The sequence below is a fragment of the Flagellimonas rhodophyticola genome (assembly GCF_049332665.1).
In the GTDB taxonomy this organism is placed as follows: Bacteria; Bacteroidota; Bacteroidia; order Flavobacteriales; family Flavobacteriaceae; genus Flagellimonas.
On the sequence record NZ_CP186326.1, the window covers coordinates 938,965 to 952,416 of the forward strand.

At 38.0% G+C, this 13,452-nt stretch carries 15 protein-coding genes and 1 tRNA gene; 8 read left to right on the top strand and 8 right to left on the bottom strand.

Annotation, left to right across the window (positions count from 1 at the left end; genetic code table 11):
- Positions 1-48 precede the first annotated feature (48 nt).
- The 4 genes from ACOKFG_RS04295 to ACOKFG_RS04310 are packed head-to-tail and all read left to right on the top strand — an operon-like array spanning position 49 to position 3,378.
- Positions 49-2,088 (top strand): S9 family peptidase, encoded by a 2,040-nt coding sequence (locus ACOKFG_RS04295; RefSeq protein WP_422861904.1) that lies wholly within the window; start codon positions 49-51, stop codon positions 2,086-2,088.
- The gene (locus tag ACOKFG_RS04300) at positions 2,081-2,515 is read left to right on the top strand and encodes a hypothetical protein (protein WP_422861905.1); all 435 of its coding nucleotides are present in this window, start codon (positions 2,081-2,083) and stop codon (positions 2,513-2,515) included. Before ACOKFG_RS04295 ends, ACOKFG_RS04300 begins: the two co-directional genes overlap by 8 nt.
- 48 nt (positions 2,516-2,563) lie before the next feature.
- Positions 2,564-2,971, top strand: coding sequence for a DUF2141 domain-containing protein (locus ACOKFG_RS04305; protein WP_422861906.1), 408 nt, complete (start codon positions 2,564-2,566; stop codon positions 2,969-2,971).
- A gap of 14 nt (positions 2,972-2,985) precedes the next feature.
- On the top strand, positions 2,986-3,378 hold the full coding sequence (locus ACOKFG_RS04310; RefSeq protein WP_299171525.1) for a DUF423 domain-containing protein: 393 nt from the start codon (positions 2,986-2,988) through the stop codon (positions 3,376-3,378).
- An 11-nt stretch (positions 3,379-3,389) separates the two neighbouring features.
- On the opposite strand, the gene ACOKFG_RS04315 is transcribed toward ACOKFG_RS04310, so the two are convergent.
- The 8 genes from ACOKFG_RS04315 to ACOKFG_RS04350 form a co-directional block, all read right to left on the bottom strand.
- A complete protein-coding gene (locus ACOKFG_RS04315) occupies positions 3,390-4,103 on the bottom strand; it encodes a hypothetical protein (RefSeq protein WP_422861907.1) in 714 nt (237 codons plus the stop codon).
- Between the two features lie 27 nt (positions 4,104-4,130).
- A complete protein-coding gene (locus tag ACOKFG_RS04320; protein WP_299171531.1) occupies positions 4,131-4,883 on the bottom strand; it encodes a DUF4097 family beta strand repeat-containing protein in 753 nt (250 codons plus the stop codon).
- 19 nt (positions 4,884-4,902) lie between these two features.
- Complete coding sequence (locus tag ACOKFG_RS04325) at positions 4,903-5,694, bottom strand: HEAT repeat domain-containing protein (RefSeq protein ID WP_422861908.1); 792 nt, start codon at positions 5,692-5,694, stop codon at positions 4,903-4,905.
- A 2-nt stretch (positions 5,695-5,696) separates the two neighbouring features.
- On the bottom strand, positions 5,697-6,221 hold the full coding sequence (locus tag ACOKFG_RS04330; protein WP_422861909.1) for an RNA polymerase sigma factor: 525 nt from the start codon (positions 6,219-6,221) through the stop codon (positions 5,697-5,699).
- Positions 6,222-6,342: 121 nt separating this feature from the next.
- Positions 6,343-6,492, bottom strand: a complete 150-nt coding sequence (locus tag ACOKFG_RS04335) for a hypothetical protein (protein WP_299171539.1) — start codon at positions 6,490-6,492, stop codon at positions 6,343-6,345.
- A complete protein-coding gene (gene feoB, locus ACOKFG_RS04340) occupies positions 6,492-8,684 on the bottom strand; it encodes a ferrous iron transport protein B (RefSeq protein ID WP_422861910.1) in 2,193 nt (730 codons plus the stop codon). The genes ACOKFG_RS04335 and feoB overlap by 1 nt, the downstream gene beginning before the upstream one ends.
- Positions 8,681-8,923 (bottom strand): FeoA family protein, encoded by a 243-nt coding sequence (locus tag ACOKFG_RS04345; RefSeq protein ID WP_298793305.1) that lies wholly within the window; start codon positions 8,921-8,923, stop codon positions 8,681-8,683. Before ACOKFG_RS04345 ends, feoB begins: the two co-directional genes overlap by 4 nt.
- Positions 8,924-9,010: 87 nt before the next feature.
- Complete coding sequence (locus ACOKFG_RS04350; RefSeq protein ID WP_422861911.1) at positions 9,011-9,685, bottom strand: SCO family protein; 675 nt, start codon at positions 9,683-9,685, stop codon at positions 9,011-9,013.
- A 152-nt stretch (positions 9,686-9,837) separates the two neighbouring features.
- Here ACOKFG_RS04350 and rseP point away from each other — a divergent pair, with 152 nt between their 5' ends.
- From rseP to ACOKFG_RS04370, 4 genes are all read left to right on the top strand, one after another.
- Positions 9,838-11,193: an RIP metalloprotease RseP gene (gene rseP / locus ACOKFG_RS04355; protein WP_422861912.1), complete on the top strand. Its 1,356-nt coding sequence runs from the start codon at positions 9,838-9,840 to the stop codon at positions 11,191-11,193.
- Positions 11,194-11,262: 69 nt separating this feature from the next.
- Positions 11,263-11,336: transfer RNA gene (locus ACOKFG_RS04360), tRNA-Asn, on the top strand.
- Positions 11,337-11,577: 241 nt separating this feature from the next.
- Positions 11,578-12,630, top strand: a complete 1,053-nt coding sequence (locus tag ACOKFG_RS04365) for a sensor histidine kinase (RefSeq protein ID WP_422861913.1) — start codon at positions 11,578-11,580, stop codon at positions 12,628-12,630.
- Entirely contained in the window at positions 12,627-13,376 is a 750-nt protein-coding gene (locus ACOKFG_RS04370) for a LytR/AlgR family response regulator transcription factor (protein ID WP_298793347.1), read from the top strand. Before ACOKFG_RS04365 ends, ACOKFG_RS04370 begins: the two co-directional genes overlap by 4 nt.
- The last annotated feature ends 76 nt before the right edge of the window (positions 13,377-13,452 follow it).

A 13,452-nucleotide genomic window follows, 5' to 3' on the forward strand; every position in this document is an offset into this window, starting at 1 on the left:
CTAAGGATCGTCCTTTTGCTTACCTTTAAAACTACAAATTTCAAAACTATGCGGAGACTTCTTTTTTTCTTGATTGCAGTAAGTGCCCTGCAATTTTCAGTAGCACAAAAACAGCATTTTTCATACCTCGATGTATTTGGACTTCAATATGTTTCGGACCCACAAATCTCTCCTGATGGGGAATGGGTGGTATATCGGAGAATGGGCTTTGACATTTTGAAAGACCGGTCTGTTGGAAATTTATGGCTCATTAAAACGGATGGGACTCAAAATCAAAAACTAACAACCAGAGAAGTAAACGAAAGCGGACCAGTATGGTCCCCTTCGGGAGATCGCATTGTGTTTTCAAGTAGTACAGAGGAAGGTTCCGAAATCTATATGTATTGGGTTTCTTCAGGAAAAATGGCCAAACTTACCCAACTACCATTTAGTCCAAGTTCATTGACTTGGTCTCCAAATGGTAAGCAACTTGCTTTTTCTATGAACGTGCCCAAAGCAGCTCCTGTAATTGCTAAAATGCCAAAAAAGCCCAAAGGAGCAAAATGGGCTGAAGCCCCTAGAATTACGGATCGCGTTTATCATGAAGCGGATGGAAGAGGTTATATTAAACCCGGGTTCAATCATATTTTTACTGTTCCTGCAGATGGGGGTGCTCCTAGGCAGATTACTTCTGGTGATTGGCATCACAGAGGCACACTTTCATGGGGAAGAGACGGAAGTAAAATTTATTTTTCCGCAAATAGAGTGGAGGATTGGGAGTATCGGTTCCGTAATAGTGAAATCTATTCCGTGAATGTCCAAAATGGAGAAATCAATGCATTAACAGATAGAAATGGACCTGATTACAACCCAAAGGTTTCTCCAAATGGGAAGTACATTGCTTATTTGGGTTTTGAGGATAAGGTGCAGGCCTTCCAAATTAGAAAAGTTCATATCATGAATATCGATGGAAGCGGGAAAAGAGTCATTTCCGGAGGATTGGACCGCACCATTTCCAATTTTGAATGGAATACAAAAAGTGATGCGCTATATATTGATTACGATGATAAAGGCAATGGAAAGGTTGGACAGGTTTCGCTTTCAGGTGCGGTGTCAAAAATACTCGACAATAAAGGGGGAACTTCCTTGGGAAGGCCTTACGCAAGTGGTTCTTTTAGTATTTCAAAAAATGGGACCATTGCATTTACGCAATCACGCCCAAAGTATCCGGCTGAATTGGCCATTCTTAAACCAAAGTCCAAAAACCCAATCAAGATTACCAATTTGAACGGAGCCCTGCTCAACTATAGAGAGTTGGGTAAGGTAGAAGAGGTTTGGTACAAATCATCCGTAGATGGACGAGATATACAAGGATGGGTTGTATATCCACCAAACTATGACGCTTCCAAAAAATATCCCTTTATGGTTGAAAATCATGGTGGCCCTATTTTAAATTATGGCGACCGCTTTTCAATTGAGATGCAATTATATGCCTCTGCAGGATACATTGTATTCTACCCAAACCCAAGGGGCAGCACAAGCTATGGAGAAGAATTTGGAAACTTGCTTTACAATAACTATCCCGGAGAGGATTATAATGATGTTATGGATGGGGTAGACCACTGCATTTCCAAAGGCATTGCTCACGAAGACCAATTGTTTGTGACTGGTGGAAGTGCTGGAGGTATTATGTCGGCTTGGATGATTGGAAAGAACAACCGATTTGAAGCTGCTGTTGTGGCCAAGCCCGTAATGAACTGGATCAGCAAGACCTTGGTTGCGGACAACTATTTTTATTATTACGATCATCGCTATCCCGGACAACCTTGGGAAAATTTTGAAGGCTATTGGAAATTTTCTCCCATTTCACTCGTTGGTAATATAGAGACCCCAACAATGGTTATGGTGGGAATGAATGATTTACGTACTCCGCCAAGTGAAGCCAAACAATTATATCATGCCCTTAAACTGCGCAAAATTGAGACAGTTCTGGTGGAAATTCCCGGAGCAAGTCATGGCATTGCCAGTAAACCAAGCAATCTAATTACCAAGATTGCACATACGGTCGCATGGTTTGATAAGTATAGAACGGATAAGGAAAATGAATAAGAAGAAAAGACACGGATTTTGGAATGTGCTCATAGTACTTACCTTGATTATCTGTGTTTTTGCGTTTATAATCCACTATAAAAATTGGCATAAAATTGAGGAAGGAGAATTAAGAATTCTATCCGGAATCTATTACCAAAAAATTCCTATTTCGGAGATTGATAGTGTTATGCTTGTTGATAGAATTCCAGAATTGGAAAGATCCAATGGTTTTTCATGGGCAGCAATAGAAAAAGGGGTTTTTAAAGATTCATTGACCGATACGAAGGTTTATGTTTTTGTAGATGATCTAAGACAACAAAAAATAAGATTGGTACACGATGATTCCCTTAAACTCTTCCTCAATTTTAAGGATAGTTTGGAAACGCAAAAAGTATATCATCTTTTGAATGAAGAATTGTTGGCCAAACTCGAAGACCCGAACTAATTTTGCTTCCGTATATGCATAAGAAATATTACTTATCCCAAATTTAATATGAGAAGACTTACTTTATGTGCTTTAGTGATGCCCGTATGGCTGTTTTCCCAAAACACTATATCAGTCAAGGTTCATAATGTTGCTTCGGAAGACGGAAAAATAAATGTTGCCGTTTATGATTCGGACGAATCTTTTTTAAAGTTTGACAAGGTTGTAAAGACCGGTTCTGCAGAGGCACATGAAGGAGTAGTGGCTTTAAAACTTGAAGACATGCCTGCAGGGGAATATGCATTGGCCGTTTTTCATGATGAAAATGACAATGATGAACTAGATACTAATTGGCTCGGCATTCCTACTGAGAAAGTAGCCTTTTCCAAAGGAAAGATGAAAACTTTCGGACCTCCCAAATACAGGGAATGCGTTTTTAAAGTAAACTCAGACTATGAGATTAATATTGAGTTGTAAAATGTAAAAATGTAATGGAGACCATTTTGTTGACACAGCTTATTGGAGGGCTTTATGGATTGTTGGCAGTCATTTTTGGGGCATTCGGTGCGCATGCACTAAAAAAGAAACTTACCCCGGATCAATTGCAAAGTTTTGAAACAGGGGTAAGATATCAAATGTACCACGCCATTGTGCTATTGGTTTTGAGCTTTAATTTTGGATTTGACAAGCCTATTGAACACTATATCGTGCATTGTTTTATTAGTGGAACATTTCTTTTTTCCTTTAGTATTTATGGCCTTTGTTTAAGTACCGCTAACGGAAAGAAACTTCGCTTTCTTGGCCCCGTGACCCCCTTAGGAGGACTATTATTGGTCATTGGATGGGCACTTTTGGTGTACTCATTTATTGCTCCAATACTCTAAAATTCAACACACTAAAGTCGGAGATACATATTGCCATTAATGGTATTTAGTTTGAGACGGTTGGTCGCTCCATTAAACCTTCCTTCCACTTTTTGACCCACATGACGATCCGTAACGTCCAATTTCAATTTTTCATCAGCGTAAATATTCCCGTGGATAGTTTCTGCGGTCAATTGTGAATTTGAAATGGCCAGGTCGATTTCTCCATTGATGGTTCTAAGCTCAAGATTTCCATCATACTTTTTAATATCAATATTTCCATTGATTAAGTCAGCTGTAAAATCTGCTTCGATGATTTCAGCTTTTAAGTCTCCATTGATACTACTCACAGAGAAATTAGCATTTTTGGGTACATAAAGGGTATAATCAAACTGGTACATTTGATTGGTGAAATAGTACCGCTTTTTTCCATCTGGCCTGTTTTTATCGCGTTCTTCTTGAAGCGCTTTGAAAATCTCTTTTGTCCTGGAAGTAATTATGATAGAGTTGGAACTTTCTTTTACATCGAGCTTGTATAGATCAAGATATTTCTCATCCTCGGTCATAATCTCCGCCTTAAAATATACGGTAGATTTATCCCAGGTCTTTACAGTAATGTCAGAAGCAAACTTAACCTCCACATCAATACGCTGATTGTTGTAATCGATAGTTTTCTCTATGACTTTTTGAGCGTTTAGCGATGAGCCGATAATACTCATCATTAAAATGATTGACAATTTTTTCATGACTGTTCGTTTTTTGATGTTTGCTTATTATTGCTTTCTTAGATAGATATTACCGTTGGTTGATTTCAAAGAAATATCTACTCCGCCGCTGTTGATTACAGCTCTTACTTTTCGCCCAGAAACAGATTTTAATCCATCTTTTTCCTCTCTTTTAATATCAAAATTGGTGTAGATGTCCCCATTTGTGGTAGTTAGGGTCAAATCTGCAGGAGTGCTCGCTGGCAGTGTTACATCTACTGCTCCGTTTGTGGTATAAATGGATATGGGAGAGTTTTGCTTAACGGTTCCAAACCCTACCTCAATTTCTCCATTTAATGCGTTGGCAGTTACCGGACCATTCACATTTTTTATTTCAACACTACCATTGAGCTGGGCATCAGCTTCAACTTCACCGGAAAATCCATCTATATCAATATTTCCGTGCCAGGTACTTTTTACAGACACATTTTGATTCTTGGGAAGATATATTTCAGCTCCTTCCGATTTCCTCAAACTTTTTACAATCAAGGTATTCCCATCTTGCACCACATAAAACCCAACATCGGTATTATCGGATCCACCTTCGCCAACGAGTTTTAAACCCTTTGCTTTTTCAGAAACTTTTGTACTTCTACTTTTTTTGATCAACAGTTCATTCGAACTATGTGTTTTAAGGGTGATATCTGATTTGGATTCGATTTTTACCCAATCCACCCCGTTCAGTGATTTGGTAAAGTCCGTTTGCGCATTGATACTTGTGCCAAATGCGAGAGCGATTAATAGAATTGTTACTTTTTTCATGATTTTCGTTTTTTGATGTTTATATAATTTTTGGTAATCCTAATTTGATTTCATCTTTAATGAAAGGCTGGGTGTCTTCCTTTTCCAGCAATTTTTGCATGGGGCCAATAGCCTTCTTCTCTTGAATCTGAACCAATGCTTGGATAATAGCAATTTGGATACTTGGGTTTTTCTCGGTTCCCAAAGCGTCTATAAAGGCAGTCTTTACAGTTTCGGTGGATGTGAAGCTTGAAAGTGCCTCAAAAGCATTCAGCCGCACATTATCATTCTCATCATAAAGTAATCGAGTGGTCAAAGCTTTTACAATAGCCTCATCAGGATTTGGAAATTCTTCGATATAGTTAACCCCCTGTATTCTTTTACTAGCTGATTGGTTTTCCATTAAGGAAAGCATGGCCGTTTGTTTTAGTTGTAGACTTTCATTTTGCACAACAACAAGGTCATTATTGGACTTTTTCTGTTGGAAAATACTGCCCATTTGAAATGACCCCACAAGTAAGGCAACACTGGCCGCAACCTTAAGTATATTTGATGCCCAGGAAGATTTCTTATTTTCCTCAGTAAGTGAAATTACTTTGGGGATGGATGCTTTTTCCAATTCAAGAGCTTCTTCAAAGTTTAGACGGAGCTTGTCGGAAGGAACTTGTACTGGCTCATTTGCAATGGCTTCAAAAAGCACTTTAAATTCTTCCAATTCCTTTTGGCAACTGGCACAGCCTGCTAAATGCTTTTCAATAGCAATCACTTCTTTTTCCGGTAAAGTCTTTTCCAAATATTCTGGAAACAGGTCCGAAACATGTTGTTTTTTCATGACTATATACTTTCTAAATAATATCCTTTTAATTTCTTCAAGATTCGACAAACTCGTGTTTTTACTGCCCCGGGAGTGCTGCCCATAATCTCGGCCAATTCTTCATACCGGATTTCTTGAAACTTGTTTAAAATGACCATTTCCCTATCAGTTTCTTCCAACCGGTTCAGCGCATTTTGTAAATGGGAGTAGTCTTCTTGGTAATCTTCTGTGCTTTCCACAGATTTATACTCAAGAACATTAATATCTTCATGGTTTTTGACGTTTCTTGTGAAATGACTTTTTAGATTATTTCTGGCGATGGTGAACAACCATGACACAAACGAGCCGTTTTTATATGAATCCCTATACTTGATGAGCTTATAAAAAACATCTTGTGTCAAGTCCTCACTTAGCATTTGATCTCCACTCATTTTATACAAATAATTATACACGTGTTTATGATGCCTGTTAAAAAGAACCTTTAGCAAATCCAGATTGCCATCGGCAACTTTCCGCATTAGTATTTCATCTGAAGGCTCTTTCAAAAGATGTTTTTTAGTTGGTGTGTTACTTTATATAGTCAGGAAATCCAAAAAGGTTACAAGAGGGGTGAATTTTTTTATCCCCTCCGTAATATGAATATAAAGTATAATGGATTAAAAAGGATCAGTCACAACCACATCCATCCTGCCCGCAGGCTTTGGATGCATTCTTTTTGCTTTTGACCAAGGTCTTGGGAAGGATAAACTTCCAGACCAAATAACCGACTGCTAATGCAAGAGTGAGATAAACAAGTATTTGTTGAAAATCTTCCATTACTTAAGGATTTGAAAGGCGGTCAATGCTACAAGATAGGCAAAAACACTCATGAAGAGAAGTTGAAACAAAGGCCATTTCCATGAATTGGTCTCTTTTTTCACGATAGCCAAAGTACTCATGCATTGCATGGCAAAAGCATAGAAAAGCATGAGCGAAATGCCAGATGCCAGATTAAAAAGCGGTTTTTTACCCGATTCGTCCAGTTCCGCAGCCATCCTATTTTTAATAGTTTCTTCCTCATCACTACCAACACTATAAATCGTGGCCAGCGTGCCCACGAAAACTTCTCGGGCTGCAAATGAGGTCAAAACCGCAATCCCAATTTTCCAATCATAACCTAAAGGTCTAACTGCCGGTTCAATGGCTTTGCCTGCATATCCAATATAGGAATGCTCCAATTTATAACTGGCAATTTCCTGAGCTCTGGCTCTTTCCTGTAAAATAGGAGTCATTATTTGGATGGAATCTTGCTTTGATTCTTGAGAATAGGTGTTAAGATTGTTTTGAATATAATTTTTGCTGTAAGGGGAAAGACCTTGTTCCTCTATTCGTTTATTAACAATGCTTTCGGCATTTTGAAATTTCTCAGAAATTCCGTTCGAGCCTAAAAACCAAAGAATTATGGAAATGGCCAATATGATTTTACCAGCACCAAAAACAAAACTCTTGGTCTTTTCCAAAACCGTATATGCCACATTTTTAAGCAATGGCAATCTGTAGGTGGGCATCTCGATCATGAACAGGGAACGACTTTTTATCTTAAGGATTTTGTTCAGTATCATGGCTGAAAAAATTGCCATTCCGAATCCGATGAGGTATAAAAGCATTAAGGTCAAAGCTTGAAAACTTAACCCTAGGAAGCGTCCTTGTGGTATCACCAAAGCGATAAGAATTAAGTAAACAGGCAATCTTGCGGAACATGTGGTGAAAGGGGTTACCAAAATGGTAATCAACCGCTCTTTCCAATTTTCTATGGTTCGAGTTGCCATTACCGCTGGAATGGCGCAGGCGGTTCCCGAAATTAAGGGTACAACACTCTTGCCGCTCAATCCAAAAGGGCGCATAAGCTTATCCATTAAAAAGACCACTCTGCTCATATACCCTGATTCTTCCAGCAGGGAAATGAATAGGAACAAAAAGGCTATTTGAGGAATAAAAATGACAATACCACCTATACCGGCCAAGATTCCTTCAGCCAATAAATCGGTAAAAACTCCAGCAGGTAAGGTGTTTTTTATCCATTCACCGGCCATGGCAAATTGCTCGTCAATGAAATCCATGGGATAGGTGCTCCAATCAAAAATGGCTTGGAATATCAAAAGTAAAATGGCAAAGAAAATAACGTACCCAAAGACTTTATGAGTCAAAATTTTATCGAGCGACCCTCTAAGCCCCGTGGCTGCTTGAAAATTCACTTCATAAGTTCCTTTTAGGGTATTGTTGATAAACTGATACCTTAAAACAGTCTCTTTATGCTGTAGTTTTTTTAGTTCTGTCTTGGATTTTGTTGAAAAAGAGGTGGCATCTTCAATGCGCTTCTTTTCAATGGGCATAAAATTGACATCCTGTGTGATTACCAACCAAAGTTTGTACAAATCTTCGTTAGGAAATGCCTTTTGTAACCGGGAGAAATATTCAGGTGAAATTCTGGAAGTATCAACGTTTGGATTGGTTGATAAAGACTTGAAATCGGCTATGAGTTCCTTAATGTGCTCAATACCATTGTTTTTTCGGGTACTTACCAACGCAATTTTGGTATCCAGCTTCTTTTCCATAGCCTCTATGTCCAAAGAGATCCCCTTTTTGGACATTCGGTCCGCCATATTGATGACCAAGATTGCCGGAATTCTCAAATCTTTGATTTGGGTGAAAAGGAGCAGATTCCGTTTCAAGTTTTCCACATCACTTACCACCACGGCAACATCAGGGTAATCCTTGTCCTTTTTGTTTAGCAAAAGCTCTACAACTACACTTTCATCCAAAGAAGTAGTGTTTAGACTGTAGGTTCCTGGAAGATCTATGATGTGGGCTTTAATTCCTCTTGGAAGCTTGCAAATACCTTCTTTTTTTTCGACTGTTATTCCAGGGTAATTGCCCACTTTTTGCTTCAATCCGGTTAGGGCATTAAAAACGGAAGTTTTACCGGTATTGGGATTGCCAATAAGTGCAACATTAATGATCTTGCTCATATGGCTTTAGGGTCTTCTTGGATTTCAATTTCAATCTGTTTGGCAAGAGATCTTCTAATAGCGATGTGGCTTCCGTTTACATTAATATAAATTGGGTCATTCAATGGGGCCACCTGCACAAGTTCGACACTATTTCCTGGCAAACAACCTAACTCCAGCAACTTAATGGGCAGAATATCTTCGGAGAATTCCTTTATAACCCCTTTCTGTCCATATCCCAATTCAGCAACAGTGACCACTAACTTTATTTAGATTGATTTTAAGTAAGGCAAAAATAGGTAAAAAAGCGAACATACGCCCTGCCAAATATCATTGAATAATTGGTGTTACTCTAGGTAGCTTGCTTTTAAGATTTCTAAGTCTGAAAGCAGTTTTTCAATTTCCTCTTTATTGGTTCCATCGTAAAATCCTCGAATTCTTCGTTCTTTATCAACAAGAATAAAGTTTTCGGTATGAATCATATCATATGGACCGCCATCACCATCATTTTTGACCGCCAAATACGATTTTCGTGCGAGTTCATAGATTTGTTTTTTGTCACCGGTAACCAAATTCCACTTGCTGTCAATTACCCCTTTTTCAACCGCATACTTTTTTAGTTGTGCAACAGTATCAATTGCGGGTGTCACAGAGTGGGACAATAGCAGGACATCTGTGTCATTTAAAATCGAATTTTGGATTTGGACCATGTTTTTGGTCATGATGGGACAGATAGTAGGGCATGTAGTAAAGAAAAAATCTGCCACATAGATTTTATTCTTGTAATTCTTTTGGGTAATCTTTTCTCCATTTTGATTTATAAGATCAAAATCGGAAATGGTATGATATTTCCTTTTATAATGCAAGGTACTATCTACCAACGACTGGTCAACCATTGAAGGTTGAAAAACCGGAAGCATCTTTTTGGGTTGCAAAGCATTATAGAATAGGTAGATAATCACTGCCGATAATCCAAGCAGCACAATTCCGAAGAACTTATATTTTGAGAAAAATGATAACACCGAATGCAAAATTACTGATGACCTTGGGATTCATCACTATTAAAATGGGCTTTTGGTGCTAAATCTTTCTTAAAACCCTTACCCTCGGAAAAGGCTGTTTTTTTATGAGGGGCTAAAAGTTTACTTTTGTGCGTTTTAACAGATTATTGCTGATGAGTCCCATTGTAATACAGATCATACAATTCTTCCTTAGTTTATCATTGCTTATTGTACTGCATGAGCTAGGCCATTTTATACCCGCCAAAATATTTAAGACGAGAGTTGAAAAATTCTACCTCTTTTTTGATATCAAGTTTTCATTGTTCAAAAAGAAAATAGGTGAAACCGTTTATGGAATCGGATGGCTTCCTTTGGGGGGTTATGTGAAAATTTCGGGTATGATCGATGAGAGCATGGATACCGAGGCCATGAAGGAAGAACCAAAACCTTGGGAGTTTCGAAGCAAACCAGCTTGGCAACGTTTAATTATTATGTTGGGTGGGGTTACCGTTAACTTCATACTTGCAGTGATTATTTACATTGGCATGGCATATTCCTACGGGGACCAGTATATACCCATGGACAGTTTACGCGATGGTGTTTGGGTAACCGAGAAGGAAATAGGTGATAAAATTGGGATTCAGACCGGCGATAAGATTATTGCTGTGGATGGAGAAAAACTAAAAACATTTAATAGTGTTTTTATTGAGTTGATCAATGGAAACTCAATTACAATTGATAGAGATGGAAAACAGATAGAAAAAGAAATTCCTATAGATTTTATTTCAACCCTGTTGGAAGACGAGGAAAAGGTTAGATTTTTGAGTTTGCGTGCTCCTTTTGTGGTGAATAAGGTTTCCAAAGATTCTCATAACGATAGTGCAGGGTTTGAGGCCAATGATGAATTTTTAACCATTAACGGATCTGAGGCGGTTTTCAGAGATCAAGTGATTCCGCTTTTAGAGGAAAATAAAGGGCAAGACATCAATGTTAGGGTAAAGCGTGAAGATGGTAGTCAGGCAGATTTGGTGGCCAAAGTGAACGACGAAGCAAAGCTTGGAGTAGAAATTGGTGGTTTCACGATGGAAGATCTTGAAAATAGAGGTCTTTTTAAAATTCAGACCCAGAAATACACTTTTCTAGAGGCTATACCAGCAGGAATTGATAAAGGAGTTACTACCTTATCGAGTTATGTAAAGCAATTGAAGAAAATTTTCAATCCTTCTACAGGGGCCTATAAAGGTGTTGGTGGTTTTGCGGCGATAGGGAGCATGTTTCCAGACACATGGGATTGGACAGCTTTTTGGTCGACCACGGCATTGATTTCCATTATTCTTGCCTTTATGAATGTTTTGCCCATACCGGCATTGGATGGTGGTCATGTAATGTTTTTGTTATACGAAATGGTTACAGGAAGAAAACCAAGCGATAAATTTTTAGAGTATGCCCAAATGGTAGGTTTCTTTCTTTTGATAGCACTGCTATTGTTTGCGAACGGTAACGATTTGTATAAATGGCTTTTTAAATAGAAAAGCACTTTTTTTGTTTGGGACGTTATAAAGAAACTGCTATATTTGCACCCGCTTAGGATAAAATATTCCTCCTTAGCTCAGTTGGTTAGAGCATCTGACTGTTAATCAGAGGGTCCTTGGTTCGAGCCCAAGAGGGGGAGCAGAAATAAAAATCCAATACTTGAAAGAGTGTTGGATTTTTTGTTTTTATGGAAGTTTCTAACCAAAACTATATTTAGATTTCATTTACTCTTAATAACATGGCCTCAATAGCTAATAGCTCTTCCTGCCAAAGACTAACAATAAGAAGGAGACAAAGTATAAGTCAGCATGCCAGCAAATTTGTAGATTGGCCAAAAAGCTCTAATTTTTCACTCATTTTGAATTAAGGAAGGCTTTACATTGAAAGTATTTGAAAGCATTGAGAACAAGATTAAGTTTACCATACCTATAAAGTACCACATCATCTTTTGGGTGGTCTACTTTTTGTTCAATTCCATTCGGTGGGGCAGTTATTTTGATGATTATTGGTACTCGGTCAAATCGAACATGGTCGAGTTTCCGCTTCATATCATCATGGTTTACCTCAATATTTACTATCTCATTCCAAAATTCATCATCACCAAAAAGTATAAATCGTACCTATGCTTATTGGCCCTCGCCCTGATATGTCATTATTTTGTTCGTATTGGTCTTTCCTATTGGTTGGTTTCCGAAAATGTTTGGAGAGAGGCTCAGGGCGTACACCAACCCTTTGGTTTTAATCATGTTGTTTCGGTGATTTTGGGCGAACTTTATGTTATTGGTTTGGTTTCTGCGATTAAATTCACGTTCGAATATGTAGTTCAACTGAACAAGAGCAATCATTTGTTGACCCTTCAATCTGAAACCGAGTTGAAATTCTTAAAGGCCAAGATACAACCTCACTTTTTTTTTAATACTTTAAACAATCTATACGCACTAACACTTAAAAGATCTAAAAAAGCTCCGGAGGTAGTACTCAAGTTGTCAGAAATCATGGAATATGTCATTTATGACATCAACATGAAAAAGACTACTTTAGGAAAAGAAATTAGATACGTTAAAAATTATATTGAACTAGAGCGGATACGACACGGCTATCAGTTAAAAAGTGATATAAAAACTTTGGGTGATTTGGATGATATAAAGTTGCCCCCGCTTTTATTTCTGCCATTTGTGGAAAACTGCTTTAAACATGGGCAATTGAGTGACGGCACCATAAAAATGGAAATGACCTTCGAACAAGAGAAAGACATGTTGCAATTTACCTTAACGAATGATTTTGAACCCTCAAATATGGTGAAGACAAAAGAAGGGATTGGTATTGCAAACACCCGAAGACGACTTGACCTATTATATGAAGATGCCTACACGCTGGATACATATCCAGTGGAAAATCGATACCATGTTAAACTGAAAATACCTTTGAAATGAAAATAAACTGCGTAATAATTGATGATGAACCATTGGCAATCAGTGTTTTGGAATCGTATATCAATAAGTTGAGCAATGTTACAATTGTAGACACTTATACGCGAGCCACGGATGCGATAATCGATGCAAATAGTGAAGATGTGGATGTGATTTTCTTGGATATTAACATGCCCAACCTCAATGGACTTGATTTTTTGAAAAGCATGGGAAAAGGCAAACAGCCATTGGTGGTTATCACTACTGCATATAGGGAGTATGCTTTGGAAAGTTTTGATTTTAATGTAATCGATTACTTGGTGAAGCCCATTCCTTTTGAACGATTCCTGAAATCGATCAATAAAGTTTCTGAAAGATTGATAATCAAAAAGAAAAGTGTTTCAAGTGAAAAGCCCGGTGAACCCTATTTTTTTGTCAAGGTTGATAAGAAAATGGTCCGGATACAGTTGAATGAAATCCTCTATATCGAGAGCTTAAAAGATTACATTAAAATTAAAACGATAGATAACGGTTATATTGTTTATCAATCGTTGTCAGGGATTCTCATGGATTTACCCTCAGAAAATTTTATTAGGATCCACCGATCGTTTATAATTGCTATTGATAAAGTGGAGTCAGTAGAAGGGACCAGTCTTGAGATAGCAAAAAAGAGCATTCCGATTGGCCGAAGTCATCTTAAGGAAGCAAGGGAGAGAATCTTAGGGGAGCGTACCATAAGTACAAAGAACAAAAAGCACCAGCCAATATAGAGCGACTTTAAACAAATCGCTTATATAATTCAACTGTGCGTTTTCATTTACAAGATGGGTTTGTTGGGTCGTCTTG